Origin of the sequence: Onishia taeanensis, assembly GCF_003268885.1 — a bacterium.
Taxonomy (GTDB): domain Bacteria; phylum Pseudomonadota; class Gammaproteobacteria; order Pseudomonadales; family Halomonadaceae; genus Onishia; species Onishia taeanensis_A.
Genome location: NZ_QLSX01000005.1, coordinates 112,533 through 133,659, shown reverse-complemented (window position 1 = coordinate 133,659; position 21,127 = coordinate 112,533). Strand labels below are relative to the sequence as shown.

At 62.8% G+C, this 21,127-nt stretch carries 22 protein-coding genes and 4 tRNA genes; 14 read left to right on the top strand and 12 right to left on the bottom strand.

Translation table 11 applies throughout. The features are described 5' to 3' along the window. The first annotated feature begins 4 nt into the window (after nucleotides 1-4). The 6 genes from BCL93_RS08600 to BCL93_RS08575 all read left to right on the top strand — a co-directional run bounded on the left by BCL93_RS08600 (nucleotide 5) and on the right by BCL93_RS08575 (nucleotide 3,939). Complete coding sequence (locus BCL93_RS08600; protein WP_112054866.1) at nucleotides 5-208, top strand: hypothetical protein; 204 nt, start codon at nucleotides 5-7, stop codon at nucleotides 206-208. Between the two features lie 496 nt (nucleotides 209-704). Beyond that, a complete protein-coding gene (locus BCL93_RS08595) occupies nucleotides 705-1,058 on the top strand; it encodes a hypothetical protein (RefSeq protein ID WP_112054865.1) in 354 nt (117 codons plus the stop codon). Beyond that, complete coding sequence (locus tag BCL93_RS08590) at nucleotides 1,055-2,440, top strand: hypothetical protein (protein ID WP_112054864.1); 1,386 nt, start codon at nucleotides 1,055-1,057, stop codon at nucleotides 2,438-2,440. Before BCL93_RS08595 ends, BCL93_RS08590 begins: the two co-directional genes overlap by 4 nt. A gap of 21 nt (nucleotides 2,441-2,461) precedes the next feature. Beyond that, nucleotides 2,462-3,196 (top strand): hypothetical protein, encoded by a 735-nt coding sequence (locus tag BCL93_RS08585; protein ID WP_112054863.1) that lies wholly within the window; start codon nucleotides 2,462-2,464, stop codon nucleotides 3,194-3,196. After that, on the top strand, nucleotides 3,193-3,372 hold the full coding sequence (locus BCL93_RS08580; RefSeq protein WP_112054862.1) for a hypothetical protein: 180 nt from the start codon (nucleotides 3,193-3,195) through the stop codon (nucleotides 3,370-3,372). Before BCL93_RS08585 ends, BCL93_RS08580 begins: the two co-directional genes overlap by 4 nt. A gap of 153 nt (nucleotides 3,373-3,525) precedes the next feature. Beyond that, nucleotides 3,526-3,939, top strand: coding sequence for a hypothetical protein (locus tag BCL93_RS08575; protein WP_112054861.1), 414 nt, complete (start codon nucleotides 3,526-3,528; stop codon nucleotides 3,937-3,939). 100 nt (nucleotides 3,940-4,039) lie between these two features. Here the strand turns inward: BCL93_RS08575 and BCL93_RS08570 are convergent. The 6 genes from BCL93_RS08570 to uvrY all read right to left on the bottom strand — a co-directional run bounded on the left by BCL93_RS08570 (nucleotide 4,040) and on the right by uvrY (nucleotide 7,538). Further along, a tRNA-Leu gene (locus BCL93_RS08570) sits at nucleotides 4,040-4,126 on the bottom strand. 28 nt (nucleotides 4,127-4,154) lie between these two features. Continuing rightward, nucleotides 4,155-4,228 (bottom strand) — tRNA-Cys (locus BCL93_RS08565). Between the two features lie 28 nt (nucleotides 4,229-4,256). After that, nucleotides 4,257-4,331 (bottom strand) — tRNA-Gly (locus BCL93_RS08560). Nucleotides 4,332-4,406: 75 nt separating this feature from the next. Continuing rightward, nucleotides 4,407-4,955 carry a CDP-diacylglycerol--glycerol-3-phosphate 3-phosphatidyltransferase gene (gene pgsA / locus BCL93_RS08555; protein WP_112054860.1) on the bottom strand — a complete coding sequence of 183 codons (549 nt, stop codon included), beginning with the start codon at nucleotides 4,953-4,955 and terminating at the stop codon, nucleotides 4,407-4,409. Nucleotides 4,956-5,017: 62 nt separating this feature from the next. Then, nucleotides 5,018-6,832 carry an excinuclease ABC subunit UvrC gene (gene uvrC / locus BCL93_RS08550; RefSeq protein WP_112054859.1) on the bottom strand — a complete coding sequence of 605 codons (1,815 nt, stop codon included), beginning with the start codon at nucleotides 6,830-6,832 and terminating at the stop codon, nucleotides 5,018-5,020. A gap of 58 nt (nucleotides 6,833-6,890) precedes the next feature. Then, entirely contained in the window at nucleotides 6,891-7,538 is a 648-nt protein-coding gene (uvrY, locus tag BCL93_RS08545) for a UvrY/SirA/GacA family response regulator transcription factor (RefSeq protein ID WP_112054858.1), read from the bottom strand. Here uvrY and BCL93_RS08540 point away from each other — a divergent pair. Both BCL93_RS08540 and BCL93_RS08535 read left to right on the top strand, forming a co-directional pair. Then, complete coding sequence (locus BCL93_RS08540) at nucleotides 7,531-7,743, top strand: hypothetical protein (RefSeq protein ID WP_146742473.1); 213 nt, start codon at nucleotides 7,531-7,533, stop codon at nucleotides 7,741-7,743. The two genes, uvrY and BCL93_RS08540, sit on opposite strands and share 8 nt — an antisense overlap. 124 nt (nucleotides 7,744-7,867) lie before the next feature. After that, nucleotides 7,868-7,943: transfer RNA gene (locus BCL93_RS08535), tRNA-Ala, on the top strand. 154 nt (nucleotides 7,944-8,097) lie between these two features. Here BCL93_RS08535 and argF read toward each other — a convergent pair. Then, a complete protein-coding gene (gene argF / locus BCL93_RS08530; protein WP_112054856.1) occupies nucleotides 8,098-9,018 on the bottom strand; it encodes an ornithine carbamoyltransferase in 921 nt (306 codons plus the stop codon). 153 nt (nucleotides 9,019-9,171) lie between these two features. Between argF and grxD the strand changes: the two genes are divergently transcribed. Then, entirely contained in the window at nucleotides 9,172-9,522 is a 351-nt protein-coding gene (gene grxD, locus BCL93_RS08525; RefSeq protein WP_112054855.1) for a Grx4 family monothiol glutaredoxin, read from the top strand. 180 nt (nucleotides 9,523-9,702) lie between these two features. Here grxD and rnt read toward each other — a convergent pair whose 3' ends face one another. After that, on the bottom strand, nucleotides 9,703-10,368 hold the full coding sequence (gene rnt / locus BCL93_RS08520) for a ribonuclease T (RefSeq protein WP_112054854.1): 666 nt from the start codon (nucleotides 10,366-10,368) through the stop codon (nucleotides 9,703-9,705). A gap of 206 nt (nucleotides 10,369-10,574) precedes the next feature. Here rnt and BCL93_RS08515 point away from each other — a divergent pair, with 206 nt between their 5' ends. The 3 genes from BCL93_RS08515 (at nucleotide 10,575) to BCL93_RS08505 (ending at nucleotide 13,493) form a co-directional block, all read left to right on the top strand. Then, nucleotides 10,575-11,795, top strand: coding sequence for an argininosuccinate synthase (locus tag BCL93_RS08515; protein WP_112054853.1), 1,221 nt, complete (start codon nucleotides 10,575-10,577; stop codon nucleotides 11,793-11,795). 66 nt (nucleotides 11,796-11,861) lie between these two features. Next, nucleotides 11,862-12,155, top strand: a complete 294-nt coding sequence (locus tag BCL93_RS08510; protein WP_112054852.1) for an HlyU family transcriptional regulator — start codon at nucleotides 11,862-11,864, stop codon at nucleotides 12,153-12,155. Nucleotides 12,156-12,323: 168 nt separating this feature from the next. Continuing rightward, nucleotides 12,324-13,493: a DUF294 nucleotidyltransferase-like domain-containing protein gene (locus BCL93_RS08505; protein ID WP_112054851.1), complete on the top strand. Its 1,170-nt coding sequence runs from the start codon at nucleotides 12,324-12,326 to the stop codon at nucleotides 13,491-13,493. Between the two features lie 28 nt (nucleotides 13,494-13,521). Here BCL93_RS08505 and BCL93_RS08500 read toward each other — a convergent pair whose 3' ends face one another. From BCL93_RS08500 to BCL93_RS08485, 4 genes are read right to left on the bottom strand one after another with little or no spacing between them, the layout of a single operon-like run. Next, on the bottom strand, nucleotides 13,522-16,323 hold the full coding sequence (locus tag BCL93_RS08500; protein ID WP_112054850.1) for a sensor histidine kinase: 2,802 nt from the start codon (nucleotides 16,321-16,323) through the stop codon (nucleotides 13,522-13,524). A 24-nt stretch (nucleotides 16,324-16,347) separates the two neighbouring features. Further along, the gene (locus BCL93_RS08495; RefSeq protein ID WP_112054849.1) at nucleotides 16,348-16,542 is read right to left on the bottom strand and encodes a hypothetical protein; all 195 of its coding nucleotides are present in this window, start codon (nucleotides 16,540-16,542) and stop codon (nucleotides 16,348-16,350) included. After that, nucleotides 16,539-18,746: a 3'-5' exonuclease gene (locus tag BCL93_RS08490; protein ID WP_258396173.1), complete on the bottom strand. Its 2,208-nt coding sequence runs from the start codon at nucleotides 18,744-18,746 to the stop codon at nucleotides 16,539-16,541. The genes BCL93_RS08495 and BCL93_RS08490 overlap by 4 nt, the downstream gene beginning before the upstream one ends. Beyond that, complete coding sequence (locus BCL93_RS08485) at nucleotides 18,743-19,117, bottom strand: response regulator transcription factor (protein WP_112054848.1); 375 nt, start codon at nucleotides 19,115-19,117, stop codon at nucleotides 18,743-18,745. The genes BCL93_RS08490 and BCL93_RS08485 overlap by 4 nt, the downstream gene beginning before the upstream one ends. 176 nt (nucleotides 19,118-19,293) lie before the next feature. On the opposite strand from BCL93_RS08485, the gene BCL93_RS08480 reads away from it, so the two are divergent. Both BCL93_RS08480 and BCL93_RS08475 read left to right on the top strand, forming a co-directional pair. Further along, the gene (locus BCL93_RS08480; RefSeq protein WP_112054847.1) at nucleotides 19,294-19,971 is read left to right on the top strand and encodes a glutathione S-transferase family protein; all 678 of its coding nucleotides are present in this window, start codon (nucleotides 19,294-19,296) and stop codon (nucleotides 19,969-19,971) included. A gap of 174 nt (nucleotides 19,972-20,145) precedes the next feature. After that, entirely contained in the window at nucleotides 20,146-21,102 is a 957-nt protein-coding gene (locus tag BCL93_RS08475; RefSeq protein WP_112054846.1) for a sulfurtransferase, read from the top strand. Nucleotides 21,103-21,127 lie beyond the last annotated feature (25 nt).

Sequence of the window (21,127 nt, the reverse complement as noted above, 5' to 3'; positions counted from 1 at the left end):
CACCATGTTCAGACGGAAAGTGACGCTTCAGGAGCTGGAGCGGATTTGTGAAGAACTGGCAGTGGCAGAAACAGCACTGCGCAATGCGCAGAGCGATTATCTGACATCGAGTGTCAGTCGCAGACTGAGCCGCATTGCCGACCGGGTTCACTTGGATCGGGTGAACGTCCGCGACGAGATTGCGTGGCGGACGCCCAGTTGGTTGTAGCGGATTTTGCAGATAGGCGGCCATCGAGCCGCCTTTTTTTTTCGGGTGAGGTTTCACGTTTCGAAACTGTTTCAAAAAAATCGGGTAGGTTTTGAAACGCGAGAGTCCAGCAACCATGCGGGTTTGCGGCTGATGTTTCATTGTTTCATTTATTTATAAGGGGGTAGAGAAAATAAGGAAGAGACATACAGTAGAAGAGATCACACCCGCTGATGGTGCGCGCAAATCCATATGGACGGGGTGAAAACGTTTTGAAACGTGAAACATTGAAACACCACCCCGCTGATGGTGCCCGATTTGCGCGGATTGGCTGAGATGGCTGGGCAGGTTGTGAGCAGGGGCTATAAAACGCTTGTTTGAATGACCCCTACCCCGGTTCGAGTCCCGCCCCCGTCACCACCTATCGCAAAATCACGCGGTGTATGGGATTTTTACCTTGCTACCCATCATTGTACCCATCATAATCAGGCGTAGACGTGACAGAGATAGGCCCGCAATGCACACCAAGACGAAAGCGCCTGACCCGACATATACGCCGAATTGGCTTGAGCGCATGGACAGCCGCACCGCGCTTGCCCAGCAATTGCGCGACCGCTACCACCGCATGACTTCCGACCTTGGCGGTGAGGCGCACTTGTCCTACATGCAACGCAGCCTGGTAACGCGGGCGCTGCACCTCGAATACTTCCTTGAGCTGGAAGAGCTGAAGTTGCGGGAGACCCCGGACAAGTTCGATTCAGGCAAGTGGACTCAGGCCAATAACGCACTTGGCGGACTACTCAACAAGTTGGGGCTTGAACGCCAGTCGCGTGAAGTCTCACTTGATGCATTCGTGAAGGCCCGCAAATGAGCGTCACCATCCGAGACATGATGACTGACCCCCAGCTATACGGGGATCAATTCAGCGGGGAGTCATGGGCGGCATGGCGGGCGCTGCTGGCTGGCTTCTACGGTCTCCCCCTGGAGCCGGAAGAGTTGCCGATATGGACTGACCTTACAAGCCAGTTCGACGCGGCACGCCTGGAGCATGAAGAGCTTTGGCTAGTGGTAGGGCGGCGCGGTGGCAAGTCGCAGTGTGCCGCCCTGCTGGCCGTATATGAGGCGGTGTTCTGCGACCACAGCGAGCGCCTAGCGCCTGGTGAGGTGGCCACCGTGGCGGTCTGTGCAGCCGACAAGAAGCAAGCCCGTTCCGCCTTCCGCTACATTCGCGGTTTGCTCCACGATAACCCCATGCTCAAGGCGCTGATTCAGAAAGAGGACAAGGAATCTATTACCCTCAGTAACCGCACGGTGATAGAGGTCACAGCCTCCAACTTCCGTTCGAGCCGGGGTTACTCATTCGGTTGCGTCATTGCTGACGAGATCGCCTTTTGGCGCAACGAAGACAGCGCCAACCCTGACCATGAAATCCTTGAAGCATTGCGCCCAGGGCTGGCCACGCTGGGCGGCAAGCTGATTTGCCTATCATCGCCCTACGCCAAACGGGGTGCATTGTGGGACGCCTACCGCCGATATTTCGGCAACGCTGGGGATATTCTCGTTGCCCAGGCTCCAACCCTGACGATGAATCCGAGCCTACCCGAGAAAGTCATTTCCCGAGCGTATGAGCGTGACCCGGCATCCGCTGCCAGTGAGTACGGCGCACAGTTCCGTAATGACATTGACGGGTTCGTGACCCTGGACGCATTGCAGGCCGTGACCCGCTCAAGCCCGCTGATCGCACCTTATGACCGGAAGCACCGTTACAGCGCTTTCATTGATGCGACAGGCGGGGGCCGCGATGAATACACCCTGGCCATTGGCCACCGCGAGAAAGGCACGCTGCATATTGATCTGGTCATGGGCCGTCGCGGTGTACCCGCCGAAATCACCGCTGAATATGCCGAGCTGCTGAAGGCTTACAACGTCCGCCGTTGCCACGGTGATAGGTATGCCGGGAGCTGGGTATCTGACGAGTTCAGCAAGCACCACATAACGCTGATGCCCAGCGAGCAACCGAAAAGCGGTCTCTATGTGGACACCCTGGCCGCTATCAATTCGGGGCAAGTGGTCTTGCCGCCCGATGACAAGATGCTGATGCAGTTTCAGCAACTCGAACGCCGCACCGCACGCGGTGGACGCGAGACGATCGACCACCCACCCGGTGGCCACGATGACCGCGCCAACGCTGCCGCTGGCCTGATCGCCCATGCCAAAGCGTCGACCTACATCGACTATGGCGCACTGCTGTAACCACCAACCGGAGAAACCACCATGGCCCATACCGTCAACACCGCCGCAACTGAAGCCGTCGAGACCCTGGAACCGCTGGTCAAGGCTGCCACGCAGGCCGCTGAAGCCAAGCGAGCGGATGCCCTGGCCCGTCTGGATCGCTCAAGCGTCCGGGGCCGTCTGCTGGCCGCCCTGGAGGCCGTCGACACCACCAACGCTGACCCTGCTGTGATCCAGCAACTTGCCGCCATGGTGCCGCAGCACCGCGTGACCGTGCCCAACGTCCTACCCGGTGTGCTGATGGCCAAGCACCGCGCCAACGAGTTGAAGGACGATCAATGCACCGTCATAGCCGTGGCGCTGCTGGCGCTGGCGAGGGGGCAGTTCTCCGCAGGGCTGATCCAGCTAGACGCCGATTGGCACGTCGACTTATCCCCCGCGCAACTGCAAACGCTGGTGGGCTGGGTATCCCCCGAGACCCTGGACAAGATCGAGCAGGACGACGAAGCCGCCGCGCTGGACTTCGCAAGCGCCACCTATGAGCTGGGACGCCTGGACAAGTTCGCCGCTGCCGTCGACCTGCTGAGCGCCCCCGCCTACAAGGCGCAAGCCACCGTGAAGCTACTGAATCGGACTGACCGCCGTTTCGGAGTGCAGGGACGCCAGTTCGAGCCGGGACGCGCCCACCCGGTGGAGCGCCGGGAGCTGGCGGACATGATGATGGTTCCCGGTTTCCGTAGCCATGTGGAGCGGGGCGAGCTGGAGGTGATCCGATGAAAATCGAACCCATGCCTGGTATCAGCATCGAGAAGTTGAACGCAGAGGCGGAGGAGGCCGAGCGCCTGCACGGTATTAGCCGCGCTCGCTACATCGCCCAGCGTCTGGGCCAACCGTTCAGCGACAGCGACAGCCGAGCGGTGAAGCTGCGCCAGTTGGCTGACAAAGAGCTGTAAGGCCACCGCCTCGGTGGAAATGGGGTCTAGGCCGTCTATCCCCAGTCGAGCAAAGACGGCACTGGGTTACGGGGTGCCCCCAGACCACAGCAATGCACCCCGCCTTCTTCAGTCGCCGCGTGTAGCGGGTGCGTCTCAGTCGGTGAGTCACGCATGGTCACAAAGCAACCCCGACAGCCGCCGGATGGTCTTTACCTCCATGCCATCGCGGGCGGCATCCTTCAATGGGAGCTGATCGCCTTGCCTACCACCGCCGAAACCCCGTTCCCGCGCACCAACCGCCCGTATACCCGTGAAGAGCTGGCAGAGCTGGCCGCGTTGCCTATCCCGCTGGAGGCTGCGCACGCCATTTGGATAGAGGCCCTGACGGTCTACTGCCGCGATTGCTTGAACGCGCTACGCGGTGCCAGCACCGCCGACCTTGAGGCCCTGGACGACTTCACGGGGAGCCGTGAGCTACTGGCGAACCTGTGCCGCCCGTTGGACTTGGTGCCGGAGTGGGTAGCGAAGCAATTTGAGATGCAGATAGCGGAAGGGGTGCAGCGCCAGCGACGGGGGAAGGGGTAAATCTGTCTCAATTTTTATCAATTCATCATTTTATCAATGATGGTTACGATGATGGGTACGCGCCGGGATTGCTTCTAAGTAGCTGAAATATGGGGTCAAATGGTGCCCGGAGCCGGGCTCGAACCGGCACGGTGTTACCACCGAGAGATTTTAAGTCTCTTGCGTCTACCAATTTCGCCATCCGGGCGGGAGGTTCGAGCGGGGCAAAACAGAAATGGAGGCTGGAGTCGGAATCGAACCGGCGTACACGGAGTTGCAGTCCGCTGCATAACCACTCTGCCATCCAGCCTCACTGAGTCAGTCAACCATCGCGATGATGGAGCGGGAAACGAGATTCGAACTCGCGACCCTCGCCTTGGCAAGGCGATGCTCTACCACTGAGCTATTCCCGCCTGACTCGAGGACGAATTATACGCATAAGTGCGTAAGTGTCAAGCGCTTATGCGCATCTCATTGTTCTGTCAGGGCTACATCGAGCGTGACAGGTGAGGCCAGGCAGCGCGCAGATATTGCTGCATGGACCACAGCGTCAGCGCCGCCGCCAGGTACAGGGTGACGGTGCCCAGTTGGGCGACCAGGCTGTCCTGTGGGAAGCCGAGCAGCAGCAGCAGGGCGACCATTTGCAGTGTGGTCTTGACCTTGCCGATCGACGACACCGCCACGGTACCCCGTTTGCCCATTTCGGCCATCCACTCACGCAGGGCGGAAATGACGATCTCACGGCCGATGATCACCAGTGCCGGTAGGGTCAGCCAGGCTGCATCGTAGCGTTCGATCAACAAGGCGAGGGCGACAGCGACCATTAGCTTGTCGGCTACCGGGTCGAGGAAAGCGCCGAAGGGCGTGCTCTGGTTCCAGCGCCTGGCCAGATAGCCGTCGAGCCAGTCGGTGATAGCGGCCAGCCCGAACAACGCCGCCGCCAACAACATGCTCCAGCTATAAGGCAGGTAGAAGATGACCACCAACAGCGGGATGAAGGCGATTCTGGCGAGGGTGAGAATGTTGGGGATGTTCATCTGAGCGCCGCTTGTCCTTGCCTGAAGTCTGAGAGTCACCATTCTATATGGCCGTCGCGCGATCATCCATGCAGCGCCTGATGAATCGCCTTCGCCATGCTGTCACTGATGCCGGGAACTCGGGCGAGTTCTTCGCGGCTGGCCTGACGTACCCCCTGGAGTCCGCCGAAGAAGCGCAGCAGCTCGCGGCGGCGTTTGGGGCCCACGCCGGGGATGTCCTGGAGGGTCGAGGTGCGCCTGACCTTGTCGCGGCGCGCCCGATGGCCGGCGATCGCGAAGCGGTGAGATTCGTCGCGGATATGCTGAACCAGGTGCAGGGCCGGTGAACTGCCTTCGAGGCTCAGGCTGTGGTCGATGGTCTCGACGAACAGGGTCTCGAGGCCGGGCTTGCGAGTGGTGCCCTTGGCCACGCCGATCAGCCCTACACCGGTCACGCCGAGCTCGGTGAAGACCTCGCGGGCCATGTTCAACTGCCCCTTGCCACCGTCGACGAACAGCAGGTCCGGACGCTTGCCTTCACCCTCGGCGAGGCGCTTGAAGCGCCGGGTTAGCGCCTGCTGCATGGCGGCATAGTCGTCGCCGGCGGCCACGCCTTCGATATTGAAGCGCCGGTAGTCGGACTTCACCGGGCCGTCATGATCGAACACCACGCAGGAGGCCACGGTGGCCTCGCCATGGCTGTGGCTGATGTCAAAGCACTCCAGGCGTTTGGGCACCTCGGCCAGGCCGAGCGCATCGCGCAGCGCTTCGAAGCGTTTGGCCAGTTGCGTCTGATTGGCCAACTGGGTGGCCAGGTGCTGCTCGGCGTTGGTCTGAGCGAGCTGCTGCCATTGAGCGCGGTGGCCGCGCACGCGATGGGTCAGACGGACCTGGCGGCCGGCCTGTTCCGACAGGACGCCCTGCAGCAGTTCGGCGTCCGCCAGCGGATGTGAGGTGATGATCTCGGCGACGGGTTCATGGACCTGGCCCAGGTAGTATTGGCTGATGAACTCGGTGAGCAGCGCCTCAGGGCCCAGGTCGAGACCGTTGTCAGGCGTGTGGTGGCGTGCGCCGAGCATGCGCCCCTCACGCACGGTAAGCACCGAGACGCAAAGGGCTCCTGGGCGCTGTGCCAGGGCGAAGATATCGGCGTCACCCCCGTCGGTGTCGACATATTGCTGGCGCTGCAGGCTGCGCAGCTGCTGGACCTGATCGCGAAGCCGGGCCGCTTCCTCGAACGCCAGCGATTCGCTGGCGGCCTCCATCTGACGGGTCAGCTGTTCGGTGACCTGCTCGCTTTTGCCCTGAAGGCACATCACCGCATGCTCCAGGTCACGCCGGTAGTCTTCCTCGCTGATGTAGTCGACGCAGGGCGCACTGCAGCGCTGGATCTGATACTGCAGGCAGGGGCGCGTGCGATGGGAAAAGACGCTGTCCTCACAGTTGCGGATGCGGAAGATCTTCTGCATCAGCGACAGGGTCTCGCGCACCGCGCCACTGCTCGGATAGGGGCCTAGATAGCGGCCGTCATCTCGACGGCTGCGAGCGCGCTTGTATTCGAGGGCAGGATACGGATGGCGGTCGCTGACGAAGACGAAGGGGTAGGATTTGTCGTCGCGCAGCAGGATGTTGTAGGGCGGCCGCAGTTCCTTGATCAGCGTCTGCTCGAGCAGTAAGGCCTCGGTCTCGCTGTGGGTCACGGTCACTTGGATATCGGCGATGCGGACTACCAGCGCCTGAGTCTTGGTGTTGAGGGCGCCGCGGAAATAGCTCGCCAAGCGAGCGTTGAGCCGTTTGGCCTTGCCGATATAGAGGGTGTCGCCCTTGGCGTCGAACATGCGATAGACGCCGGGTGATTGACTGATGGTCTTCAGGAAGTGCTTGGCGTCGAAGGTCATGGGGCTTAGTGCTTCACGAGTGAAGCACCAGCATACCAGAACCCGTGGCCGGGACGGTTCAGGCGTCGTGCTGGTAGCCGTCCACCAGTCCGTGGCGCAGGCCCAGGTGGGTCAGCTCGACGTCCGAGTGCACGCCGAGTTTCTCGAAAATGCGGTAGCGGTAGGTGTTGACGGTCTTGGGGCTCAGGAAAAGGCTGTCCGAGATGTCGCTGACCCTCTGGCAGTTGACGATCATCATCGCCACCTGCAGCTCGCGTTGCGACAGATTGTCGAAGGGGTTTTCCGGGGAGTCGAGCTTGGACAGCACCAGGCGCTGGGCAATGGCTGGGCTGACGTAGCGCTTGCCGTCGAATACGGCACGGATGGCCTGAACCATTTCCGGTGGCTCGGCGCCCTTGCCGATAAAGCCGCAGGCGCCCACATCCAGCAAGCGCTGGGCAAAAGTTTCCTCGAGGAAGGCCGTCAGCACCAGAACGCGACAGTCGTTCATGGTCTTGGCAATCTTGCGCGTCGCTTCCAGGCCGCCGATGCCCGGCATGCGGATATCCATCAGCACGACATCGGGCCGAAGCTGGCGAGCCAGCGTCACAGCATCTTCGCCATCGGCTGCTTCACCCACCACCTTGATGCCGTTTTCTGCGTCGAGTAGATGGGCAATACTGGTTCTGACCAGGTGGTGGTCGTCGGCGATGAGAACCTTGATCAAGATGCCTCCTGTGGATCCTTCGGCGGTGGGTGGCCATTCTCGGCAGGGCGCGGATGATACCGCCATTGATGCATTAGATTACATTAATTTACTGGGTGCGGCGATGCACATGATAGCCATGTCTTTATCTGTATGCGCCGATGGCGGCTTGGGCCGGGCTATGGCGGATCCGGGGGCTGGGGGAAAAAGTATTGACGATACCTAACCTATTGTATATTATGCATCTCGTCTTCGGGGTAAGCCCTCGTTGCCAAGGCTGCATCCAGTCACGCTACAGCAGATATCACACTCTTGTGAAGTTTGCGATTGGTTGGATAAGTAGCCATTGTGGGGCCTTAGCTCAGCTGGGAGAGCGCAACACTGGCAGTGTTGAGGTCAGCGGTTCGATCCCGCTAGGCTCCACCAACCGAATACCGAAAAACGCCGTGAACTTAGGTTCGCGGCGTTTTTTTGTGCCCGTGGCGGGTATGGCGCACGTTGGCAGCCGTCGAGGTAGAACAGGAAGGGCCGGTATCGCCCCCAAGGCGATACCGGTATCGCTATCAGGCCTCCAGGCGCATCAGCTCTCAACGCGTCCCAAGAGCAGAAATTCCAGCAGGGCCTTTTGGGCGTGCAGCCGGTTGCCGGCTTCTTGCCAGACCACCGCACGAGGATCATCAAGCAGGGTGGTGCTGATTTCTTCGCCGCGATGCGCCGGCAGGCAGTGCAGGAAGAGCACGTCACGGGATGCCAGATCGAGCATCGCTTCGGTGACCTGGAAGCCGGCGAAGTCGGCCTCGCGCTTGGCCTGCTCTTCTTCCTGGCCCATCGAGGCCCAAACGTCGGTCGTGACCAGGTCGGCATCGGCGACGGCCGCCTGTGGGTCGCGCAGGATGCTCACTTGGTCGCCAGCGGCGGCCACAATCGTCGGGTCGGGATCATAGCCCTCGGGGCAGCAGATACGCAGCTTGAAGCCGAACTGGCGCGCGGCATTGATCCATGAATGGCACATATTATTGCCGTCGCCGATCCATACCGCGGTCTTGCCGCGCACGTTGCCGCGCAGCTCGCTCCATGTCATGACGTCGGCCAGCAACTGGCAGGGATGATAATCGTCACTCAGGGCGTTGATGACCGGCACGCTGCTGGCGGCGGCGAACTCCTCGAGCCCTGAATGGGCGAAGGTGCGGATCATGACCGCATCGACCATTTCCGAGAGCACGCGTGCGGTGTCGCCGATCGGCTCGCCGCGTCCCAACTGGGTATCACGCGGGGACAGGAAGAGGGCGTGACCGCCGAACTGAGCCATGGCCGTCTCGAAAGATACCCGGGTACGGGTCGAGGACTTCTCGAAGATCATCGCCAGGGTGCGGTTGGCGAACGGCGTGTAGGTCGGGCCGTGGGTCTTGAGGCCATTCTTGATGGTGATGGCACGACGCACCAGGTGCGTCAGTTCCTCGGGAGAGAGGTCAAGCAGGGTCAGGAAATGGCGTGTCGCCATGAGGTTACTCCGCGCGCAAAAACCTCCATCCTAGCCAGCCGCTGTACATCACGCAACGCGATGCGACGAGGGAGCCGATGGCGGGGCTATATTCGTCTTGCTGGCATCAGTAGAATGATTATGACACCAAGCATTCATCAGAAGGAATTCTTCATGAGCACGACCGTTGAGAACATCCAGCAGCAGATTAGCGAAAACGCGATCCTGATCTACATGAAGGGCACACCCCAGCTTCCGCAATGCGGTTTCTCCGCCCAGACCGTTCAGGCTCTGATGTCCTGCGGCGAGCGCTTTGCCTTTGTCAACGTGCTCGACAACCCGGATATCCGTGCCGAACTGCCCAAGGTCGCCAGCTGGCCGACCTTCCCGCAGCTGTGGGTCGAGGGCGAGCTGGTCGGTGGCTGCGACATTGTCGTTGAAATGCACCAGAACGGTGAGCTCGAAACGCTGGTAAAAGCCGCCGCCGAGCGTGCCAAGGCCAACGAGGAAAGCGCCAGCGAATAAGCGCTGTAGCGATACTCGCTCGTGGCATAAAAAAGCCCCGTCAGCCTGGCTGGCGGGGCTTTTCCATGTTCAGATCGTTCTTGGCCGGCGCTATCTCTTGGCCTGGGCCTTAGCTTTCACTCTTGGCCGGAGATGACGTCTGGCCGTGATGGCGCGGGGCCGTAATGGTGAGTGGCAGGGCTAGAGTTCGTCCATGCCCTGTTCGCGCTGAGCCAGGTTCCAGCCGCCGAGGTCCTTGAAGCGGTTGACGATCGAGCAGAACAGCTCAGCGGTCCGCTCGGTATCATAGCGGGCCGAGTGGGCCTCGGTGTTGTCGAACTCGATGCCGGCAGCGCGACAGGCTCTTGCCAGCACCGTTTGACCATACACCAGTCCCGACAGGCTGGCGGTGTCGAAGCTCGAGAACGGGTGGAAGGGGTTGCGCTTGATATTGCAGCGGTTGACCGCGGCGTTCAGGAAGCCGTGATCGAAGGCTGCGTTGTGCCCGACCAGCACCGCGCGCGTACAGTTGTGGGCCTTGATCGCCTTGCGCACGGGCCGGAATATCTCGTTCATGGCCTCTGACTCGCTCAGCGCTACTCGCTTGCGCAGCGAGTCATCGAGGTTGATGCCGGTGAAATCCAGTGCCGACTGCTCGACATTTGCTCCCTCGAAGGGAGTGACATGGAAGGCATAGGTCGCGTCCGGAATTAGGTTGCCGTCCGGATCCATGCTCAGCGTTACGGCGGCGATCTCGAGGATCGCGTCACCCTTGGCGTCAAAGCCGCCGGTTTCCAGGTCCACCACCACCGGCAGAAAGCTGCGAAATCGCTGAGCCATCAGGCCTTGGGCGCTCGCCTCGCTCATGCACCTCTCCCTAACCAAAAATGAAAATCTGCGTCGGCATCGGCTGACGAATGCGCGAGAGTCTACCATCTTTGTCAGCCATGCGCCCCGCCCCGGCGGTATTCTCCAGCGCTCATCGGCGCTATACTTGATGGCTATCTCACAATGTTAACGGGCACGGCGCCGCGGTGACGTGCCTCTACACACAGCAAGCGAAGGAGCCCAGAATGTCCGATGTCAAGAAGGTCGTTCTCGCCTATTCCGGCGGCCTGGACACGTCCGTTATCGTCAAATGGTTGCAGGAGACCTACGACTGTGAGGTGGTGACCTTCACGGCCGACATCGGCCAGGGTGAGGAAGTCGAGCCGGCGCGCGCCAAGGCAGAGGCTCTCGGCGTCAAGGAAATCTACATCGAGGACCTGCGCGAAGAGTATGTGCGCGACTACGTCTATCCGATGTTCCGCGCCAACACCATCTACGAGGGTGAATACCTGCTGGGCACCTCCATCGCTCGCCCGCTGATCGCCAAGCGGTTGATCGATATCGCCAACAAGACCGGTGCCGACGCCATCTCGCACGGTGCGACCGGCAAGGGTAACGACCAGGTGCGCTTCGAGCTCGGCGCCTACGCGCTGAAGCCGGGCGTTAAGGTTATCGCGCCGTGGCGTGAGTGGGATCTCAACTCTCGCGAGAAGCTGATGGCCTACTGCGAGCAGCACGATATTCCGGTCGACTTCTCCACCAGCAAGAAGAAGTCTCCGTACTCCATGGACGCCAACCTGCTGCACATCTCCTACGAGGGCGGCAACCTCGAGGATCCGTGGGAAGAAGCAGAAGAAGACATGTGGCGCTGGAGCGTCTCTCCGGAGGCAGCGCCGGATACGCCGACCTACATCGAACTGACCTATGAGCGGGGCGATATCGTCGCCATCGACGGCGAGACCCTCAAGCCGCACGAAGTTCTGTCCAAGCTCAACCAGCTGGGTGGCGACAACGGTATCGGCCGTCTCGACATCGTCGAGAACCGCTACGTGGGCATGAAATCCCGTGGCTGCTACGAAACACCGGGCGGCACCATCATGCTGCGTGCCCATCGCGCCATCGAGTCCCTGACCCTGGACCGCGAAGCGGCCCACCTCAAGGACGAGTTGATGCCCAAGTACGCCGAGGTCATCTACAACGGCTACTGGTGGAGCCCGGAGCGCAAGATGCTGCAGGCCGCCATTGACGAGACCCAGAAGGACGTCTCCGGCGTGGTTCGCATGAAGCTCTACAAGGGCAGCGCCACCGTCGTCGGCCGCAAGTCCGATCAGTCGCTGTTCGACGAGTCCATCGCAACCTTTGAAGACGACGCCGGCGCCTACGATCAGAAAGATGCCGAAGGTTTCATCAAGCTCAACGCTCTGCGCCTGCGCATCGCCGCCGGCAAAGGGCGCGACCAAAGCTGAGGCTGACCGCCAGGGGCCATGTCGGGCCCTGGCGCGGCGAAGCGCAGAAGAGAAGAGGAGGGCAGGATGCTGAAGAAACTCTTCCCCGGGCTCTTTGGGGCCGGAGAATCCGCCAAGTCCCGTGAGGCCGAACCGGTCGAGTATCAGGGGTATCTGATCGCGTCAGATCCCCAGGATACCGGCGGCCAGTATCGCGTCAGCGGCTTCATTCGCAAGCCGGTCGCCGGCGGCGAAACCCTCGAGCACCGCTTCGAGCGCTCTGACGTCGTCTCGGATCGCGAGGCCTGCGACGAGCTGATGGTGCGCAAGGCCGAGCGCTTTATCGACGATGTCGGTGACGACATGTTCAAGCCGCGCTGATAACGCGCCACCACCATTGCGATGGGGCTCTATTGTGATGGGCCAGCATTGCGATGGGCGAGCATTGCGACAGCTATCCGCAACGACGCCGCTGCCTTCGGGCAGCGGCGTCGTTGTTTACAGGAAGGCACTACACTCCAGGTTCAGGGAGGCTGAAATGGAGCCCCTATGCGCTTTCTGTACCGAAGCTCGCCGTGGCGCGCGCTGTTCGCTGGCGAGAGCCTGCCCGATCCCGCCGGGCTTTCTCCAGAGCTTTCGCCAGAACTTTCGATGCTGCTGGCGCCGCTGGTGGATGCGCTGGAGAGTCTGGGGCCCACTCCCAGCCTGGCGGCGGCCAAGGCCTGGCAGTTTGAGCTGGTGGAGGCCCTCATGCGCCTGGACTTGCCTGCCTGGCGCATCAGCCAACTGATCAGCGATCACGGTCACTGGCTTTACCGTCAGGCCGTGGCGACCTCGCTTGATGACATGCTGGCCACCGGCTGGGGGCCGCCGCCACGTCCTTATTGCGTGCTGGTACTGGGCTCGATGGCCCGCCACGAGAGCCTGCTGGCGCCGGATCAGGATAATGCCATGATCATCGGCGACTACCCGGATGCTCGCCATAGCGAGGTTGACGGCTACTTCCAGGCACTGGGAGAGCGCTTCACCGATTGTTTGGCCGCCGCCGGCCTGCCCCTGTGTCAGGGCCATGTCATGGCCCGCTGGCCGATGTGGCGCAAGCGGCTCTCCGAGTGGGACGCCCAGTTGGCCATCTGGAGCGCCGAGCGGCGGGTCAAGCGCGTGCAGCAGACCAATATTCTGCTCGACTTCGCCGCCGTCTACGGGGACGCGGGCCTGGCCGATTCCCTGCGTGACCGGGCCCTTGCCCGACTGGCCCGCGCCGGTGGCTTTCTCGACGAGATGGCAGTCCTTCTTGAGGAGACCCCGGTAGCACTGGACCGGCTTGGGCGCCTGCACGGTGATGACAAGGAGGCGCCTCAGAGCGGCGCCTTGAATCTCAAGCGCCAGGGGCTGATACCGCTTCAAAATGCCGTGCGCCTGATGAGCGTGCTGTACGGCTGTCGCGGGGTGGATACTCGCTTGCGTCTCAGCGAGCTGGTGTGTGCCGGTGCGCTGGACGCCCGTGAGGCGTTGACGCTGCACACTGCCATGAATCGGCTGCAGGCCATACTGCTGGCAACACAGTGTCGCCGGCTTGGCGCAGGGGGACTGGCCGATGGCTGGGTCGTGCTTGCCGATCTCGACGAGGCCGAGCAAACGCTGCTGCGTCTCGATCTGAAGGCCATCCGCCGCCTGGTGGGTCGAGCGAAGGATCTGGTTGGCGCCTCATCGCACTAGGTCCGGTGACTTGTGGCTCGCGCGCATCTCAAGGGGCCTGCGTTTCCCGGGGCGCATCGGGCAGCTCCATGATCAGGCTGGCGCCGTCCAGAGTGGCGGCATCCTCGACCCACAGTCGTCCGCCGAGCTGGGACACGATGCCGCGGCTGATGGGCAGCCCAAGACCGCTGCCCCGGGGGCGCCCACGGCTGTGGCCGCTGGCAACGCCCTGTTGCTCGAGCTGATGGAATTTCTCGAAGACGCGTTCGCGTTCTTCGGCGGCGATGCCGGGCCCGTTATCTTCCACGGACAGCCGGACCTGACCCTGGCGGCGTCCGAGGCGCAGCAGCACGTGTGGCGACAGCTCGGCGGCAAACTTGGCGGCATTGTCGATCAGGTTGATGATCACCTGCTCGAGGCGATCCGGGTCGCCGATCACCTGGGCCTCGTCGAGGTCGATGATCGCCTCCAGGTGGACACCTCGCTCCTCGATCGGGTGCTGCACGGCTGCCAGGCTCTGGCGGGTCAGGGCGACCAAATCCAGCGGCTTCGGGTGCAGGGTCAAACGCCCGGACTCGAGCCGTGCCAGGTCGAGAATCTCCTCGATCAGTCGTGACAGTCGCTGACTCTCGAGTACCACTACCTCCAGAAACTGGGCGCGCTTGTCGTCGGGCATGTCCTGGCTGTCGCGCAGGATTTCGGCGAAGGCGCGAATCGAGGTCAACGGCGTGCGCAGTTCATGACTGACCATGGCCACGAATTCGTCCTTGAGCCGGTCGAGCTCTCGAAGCCGTTCGTTGGCACCGCGTAGTTCTTCGCCGATGCGCGCCAGCTCCCGCGACTTCTGCTCCAGACGGCGGTTGTACTCAAGCGTCTGGGAGGTGGTATCGAGGATGCGCAGTACCGCCTCCATATCCAGTGCCTCACCGCGCACCACTGAATTGATCAAGACTCTGGCCGAGGCGCTGCCCAGCGCCCCCGCCAGCGCCTGCTCGGCCCGGGCGATCAGCTGCGGCGAGGCGGAGGCGTCCATGGCGGCTGCGTTCTCACCGTCAGTGGTGCTGGCACCGGCCTCCATGCCGGTGGTGTGATCGCTTGCGTCTGCTGTTGCCAGCACGCGAGTAGTCGCGGTGCCACCCAGGTAGCGTTTGAGCAGGTCGCGAAGGGCGCCGCGGGTGGTCTGTCCCTGCCATAGCGAAGCGGTATCAATGCCTTCGGTCAAGGCCCCGGTAAAGAGCGCCGCCTGTGTTTGCTCGAGCCGGTTCTGGCGGGTGAACAGCGATACGCCCACCAGCACGCCAATGTTGGCCATGAGGCTCCACAGCAGCGAATGGCTGTAGATGTCCAGGCCATCAAGACCGAACAGCGCATAGGGGCGCAGCCAGGCCAGATGATAAAGACCTTGCTCGACAAAGCTCATCGGCAACCAGCCCGACTGGGCGAAGCCCGGTAGCAGCAGGGTATAGCTCCAGACGGCGATGCCGGCCAGCATGCCGAGCCCGGCACCGAGGCCGCAGGCGCCCCGCCAATAAAGCCCCAGCAACAGGGCCGGGGCAAACTGGCTGACGGCGGCGAAGGACACCAGGCCGATGGTCACCAGGCTGTAGGCGTCGCCAATCAGTGCATGGTAGAGATAGCCCAGCAGCAGGATCAACGCGATGGCGATCCGGCGGATGCCCAGCAGCCAGCCCGAGAGATCGCCGCGCAGGCGGCGGGATATCGGCGTTGCCCGCAGCAGCAGAGGCATCACCAGCTGATTGCTGACCATGGTCGAGAGCGCAATGGTTTCGACGATCACCATGCCGGTGGCTGCGGACAGCCCGCCGATGAACACGAAAAGCGACAGCCCCTCTCGGCCGGCAGAAAGCGGCAGGGTCAGCACGAAGCTGTCCGGGTCGCTGCCGGTGCCGGTCAGCAGCAGGCCGGCCAGGGCGATCGGAATGACCATCAGGTTGATGATCAGCAGGTAGAGAGGGAATAGCCAGCTGGCCCTGAGCAGGTGGCGCTCGTCGACGTTCTCCACCACCAGCACCTGAAATTGGCGGGGCAGGGTGAGAAAGGCCAGAAAGGCCAGCAGCAGCGTGCCGATCCAGCCCAGCGCACCCCCCGGCACCGCCGACAGGCTCAGTGCCTGTTGCAGCTGTGGCTGGGCGGCTGCCCTGGCGAACAGATCGGCAGGGCCGTCGAAGAGCATGAAAACGGTGAAAAGGCCCACCGCCAGGAAGGCCACCAGCTTGACCAGTGACTCCACGGCGATGGCGGCAACCATGCCTTCATGGCGCTCGCTGGCATCCAGATGCCGGGTGCCGAAGAGCATGATGAATACTGCCAGTACCAGCGCCACCCAGAATGACTTGTCGCTCAGAAAGCTCGACGCCGATGTCGCAACAGATGAAGCAACCGGATAGTGCATCAGCACTGCGTGGCTCAGGGTGATGGCCTTGAGCTGCAGGGCGATGTAGGGGGTGATGCCGATCAGGGCGATCAGGGCCACTAGCGCACCGAGGCGACTGCTCTTGCCATAGCGGGCGCTGATGAAGTCGGCGATGGAGGTAATGCGCTGAGCTCTGGCGATGCGCACCATCTTGCGGATGATCAGCGGGCCGGAGAGCATGGCAAGCGTCGGCCCCAGATAGATCAGCAGGAAGCTGGGGCCGGCGTCGGCTGCACGCCCCACGCTGCCGTAGAAGGTCCAGGCAGTGCAGTAGACGGCGATCGACAGCGTATAGACGAAGGGGGAGGCGATCACCGAGCGCCCCTGTCTGGCGCGACGGTCGGCCCAGGCGGCGATCACGAACAGGAGCGCCAGGTAACCGAACGCTGCCACGATCACGCTCAGTTCACTATCCATGCCGGCCGCTTTCGCAAGTGATGCTCATTCCTTGGGCCCTCTCTCCAGTAGCCAGGCCGCCAGGCCAATCACCAGGGCCCAGGCCGCGAACAGGTAGGCGGCGAGCCAGGAGAGGCCGCCGACCGGGCGGTCGACGAGCAGGATCAGCGGTGGCGTGAATAGCAGGGCGGCCAGTATGACCAGCGCCACCAGGCGTTCTGTGCGGCGCGGCGCCATCATGCGCTGGCATCCTGATGGTCGAAGGCGCTTGATTGCAGCGCCAGGGCATCGGCCAGAGTTTGAACGCCGCGCGCCTCCAGGCGTGTACGCATGGCCAGCCAAAGCTCGGCGGTGACCCGGGCATCGCCCAGCGCCGTGTGGCGGGTGCCTTCGGCAAAGCTCAGGGCGTAGCGATCGGCCAGGCTGTCCAGGTCGTGGCCGTCGAGCGATGGGTCCAGGGCACGAGACAGCAGCAGGGTATCTAGCACCGGCATGTTGAGCGCCACCTCGGCTCCCGGCGACTGCAGAGCCAGGAGATCGAAGGCGGCGTTGTGAGCAAGAATCACCGCATCGCCCAGATAGTCGCGGAAGCGTGGCAGTGCCTGGCTCAGGGGCGGGGCGCCCAGTACATCACTATCTGTCAGGCCGTGAATGGCGGTGCTGGCCGGGGGGATCGGCCGCCCCGGGTCGACCCGCACGTCGAAGGTGTCATCGGCCAGCAGGCGCCCGTTGACGATGCGGCAGGCGCCGATGCTGATCACCCGGTCGTCCTGGCGCAGGGCCAGTCCCGTGGTCTCGGTATCGAAAGCTACTACCTCGAGCTGGGCCAGCGGGCAGGCGGCCAGCTCGGCCTCGGGGGGCGGCAGGTCAGCAATGCCGAAGTCGTGGAACTCCGGGCGGGGCGATGGACGAGTGAGTGGGGCACCCACCCGCTCGACTGCCGGTAGCGGACATCGCAGCCGGGCATGACGGCCATCAGGGTCCTGAAGGCTCCAAAGGTCGCTGTCATGCTGGTGCAGCAGGTCCTCGATGCGGGGAGATAGCGGCAAGGCGTCGAGCCGCAGGGCCTTCCAGCCGGCCAACTGGTGCTGTGTCATCGGCGTGCCCAGCCAGATCAGGTCCAGGTAGACGCGCCTGTTGCCCAGGCAGACTTCAGCGTCAAGATGGCGTACTTCGGCCAGCTCACCAAGACGGCTGGTCAAGGCCTCGAGCATCACGAGCAGAGCCGGGGCATCGGCCTTGAACCAGGCCGGCATGCCGATTGGGGTAAGCACCAGCGACGAGCCGGCCAGGCGATCGTTGAGGGCCTGCCACAGATCGTTCGACCACAGCGGGGCCAGCCGTTCGCCCTGGCGCTGGAGGGCCTCCAGCGACTTGCCAAGCTGGTCTATTGCCTGACCGAGGCCCTGGCTCTCTTCGTCGATGATGTCGGCGAGCCGCGAGGACAGAGGAGCCTCGCGGCTGCCCAGTGAGGCTGCCGGCAGCGCTTCGTGGGAAGGTATCGAGGGGGCGGCGGGCAGCTGCGTTTCCTGATCATGCGTGTGCCCCGTCGCCCGGTTGGTTGCCTGGTTGGTTGCCTGGTTGGTTGCTTGGTTGGTCGCATGAGTTGACGATTGCAGGTGGCCGAGGGCCTCGGCAGCGCTTGAGAGGCCGGCGCCATGACGTCGCACCGCGGTCAGACACTCGGCGAGCCGGACTCGGGTATCCATCTCGCAGTGCCAGGCGGCGGTGCTGTCGGTCAAGGTGATCAGGGTCTCGTGATCGCTGTTGGGCACCCGGCGCAGGCAGCCATGCAGCCAGCGGTCCTTCAGCGGTACCAGCAGCTCTCTCGATGTGCCATCGGCGGGCAGGCGGTCGAGGGCCTCCGACAGGCTGGCAAGGTCAAACAGGCCTTCCAGGCGCTTGCCCAGCCCGAACCCCGGATGCTCCGAGAACAGCGCCTCGGCGGCCTGGTTGAACAGCAGCAGGCGGCGGTGGCGGTCGCATAGCAGCAGCGGGGTGTCCAGCACCTGCAGCAGGGCCTCGAGCTCCTGGCGAATGCGGGCGGCGCCCCGGGCTCCTGCGGCATGGGCCCCGGCCAGCTGCGAGCGGTCCTGTCGCCAGTGCTCGCGCAGCCTCAAGAGGTCTGGGCCCAGGCCGCTCAGCCAGCCCTCGGGGCGATAGTCGTCGCGAGCGTCGGGGCTTGCCACCATTCGTGCTATCTGCACCTGAAGATGGCGCAGGGGCGCAAACAGCCGCCGCTCGAGTAACAGGCCCAGCAGAAACAGCAGGCCGGCGCCGACCAGGCATCCTCCCCACAGGGCGATGCGTTCGGCGCCAGCCGGGGCCAGCCGACTTTCCAGCCAAAGCGCCAGAAAGGCGCCGCCAAACAGGCTCAGGCCGCTGAGCAAAAGCCAGGCGCCGATCAGATGCTGGCGCCGGGGCGGACCCACCGGCGGGCTCATGCGGCGGACTCGTCTAGCAAGGTCTTTACCTTGTCGACCAGCGCCTGGGTCGAGAAGGGTTTGGTGATGTAGTCATCGGCGCCGAGCGCCAATCCTTTCTCACGCTCGACTTCGCGTCCATGGGCGGTGAGCATGATGATCGGCAGGCGCGTCAAGGTCGGGTTGGCGCGCAGCCGCTCCAGCACGTCGAAGCCGCTGATGCCCGGCAGGCTGATGTCGAGCAATACCAGATCCGGGGGCGCTTCGGCGACCCGGGTCAAGGCGCTTTCGCCGTCTTCGGCAGTGACCACCTCGAAGCCTGCCTGCTGCATCAGGAATTCAAGCGACAGGACGATGTTCGGCTCGTCATCCACTACCAACACCTTGGCCATCGTGATGCCTCCCTGTGATCAAGGTTGTGCTGCCTCTCATGAGTCTAGTGGGCGGGACAGAGACCGAAAGACGACCTTGGCAGGAGCTGATAGGCTACTGGAACGCTCGTTTGACACCCCGCGTCCAAGACGACGCCTTGCCGCAATGACGCCTATTTCCTGGTCAGGAGACGATGATGATCGAAGTGCACCATCTGGAGAACTCTCGTTCCCAGCGCGTGATCTGGCTGCTTGAGGAGCTTTCTGCCGACTATAAGGTGATCACTTATCGGCGTGATCCCAAGACGATGCTGGCGCCTGAATCGCTCAAGCAGGTTCACCCGCTGGGCAAGTCGCCGGTGATCGTCGATACCGACCGCGATGGAGAGGTGGTGGCTGAGTCCGGCGCGATTATCGAGTACCTGCTCGAGCGCTTCGATGATGGCCAGCTGCTGCCGCCGGCAGGTACGCCGGAGCGGCGGCGTTACCGTTTCTGGCTGCACCATGCCGAGGGCTCGGCGATGCCGCCTTTGGTGATGTCGCTGGTGTTCTCGCGCCTGGACAAGCCGCCGGTACCGGCCCTGATCCGTCCCATCGCCCGGCTGCTGGCGGGTGGCGTCAAGGACAAGTTTCTCGATCCGCAGATTCGCGATCTACTGGCGTTCTGGGAAGGTGAGTGCGGCGAGCACGCCTGGCTTTCGGGCGACGCCTTCAGCGCGGCCGACATCCAGATGAGCTTTCCGCTGCTGGCCCTCGAGGGGCAGGGCAGGCTCGCCGACTACCCGCGGCTCACTGATTTGCTGGCGCGGATGCGCGAGCGCCCGGCCTATCAACGCGCGGTTGAGCAGGGCGGTGAGTTTTCGATGTCCGAATAGGGGGAGTCTTTGATGTCTGGGTAGGGTGAGTTCCGGTGTTCGAGTCGTGTGTTGTCGGCGCTTATTCCTGTCAGTTGTGGGTCGGGTCGTATTCATTCTTGCGACGTATATTGATCTTGCGTTGATTAGTCGCATAATAGCGCCCAAATACCCTAGTAATGAGGTCGGATTCTCATGATCAAGTCATGGCTGATGGGGGCCTCGATGGCCCTGGTGGCGACTCAGGCGGTTGCAGCTGATATCACGCCTCTTGTTGAGGCCGACTGGCTGGCCGACAGGTTGGGCGATGAGGATCTGGTAGTGCTCGACGTACGCTCCAGCATCGACAACGGCGGCGATCGCTCAAGCTTCGAAGCGGCGCATGTTCCGGGCAGCATCTACAGCAGCTACACCGGCGACGGCTGGCGGGAAAGCCGCGACGGCGTGACGGGCCTGTTGCCACCGGCGTCGCGCATGGAGCGGCTGATCGGCGGGCTCGGCATCGACAACAACGATAGCGTGGTGATCGTGCCGGCCGGCACCGGCGCCACCGACTTCGGCAGTGCTGCTCGCGTCTACTGGACCTTCAAGGTGCTCGGCCACGACGCTGTCGGCATTCTCGATGGTGGCTTTGCCGGCTGGCAGCAGCAGGGCTTCGAGGTGGCCAGCGGTCCGTCCGAGCCTGGCGCCATTGCCGATTTCAAGGCCACCCTGCAAGAGGATCTGATCGCCACGACCGAGGAGGTCGAGTCCGCCCGTGAGGGTCAGGCACAGCTGGTCGATGCCCGTCCGGAAGACTATTTCCGCGGTGATAACCAGTCGCCGGCGGCTAGCGCGCCGGGCACCATCCCCGGTGCTCAGAATCTGCCGCATTCCTCATTGCTCGCCAGCCGTGACAGTGCCTACTACCTGGACATCGGCGGCCTTCAATCGCGCATCAATGGCGCAGAACTGAATCGCGATACCCAGACCGTCGCCTTCTGCAACACCGGCCACTGGGCCGCTACCGACTGGTTCGTGCTCAGCGAGATCGCGGGTTTTGACAACGTGGCCCTGTACGACGGCTCCATGTCTGAGTGGACCAACGACGACAGCCGCCCGGTAGCCGTTGCTAAACGCGGTATTGGCAAGCTGATCGAGTTCTTCGAATAACGGGCGCGAGTCACCCGGTTGCGCG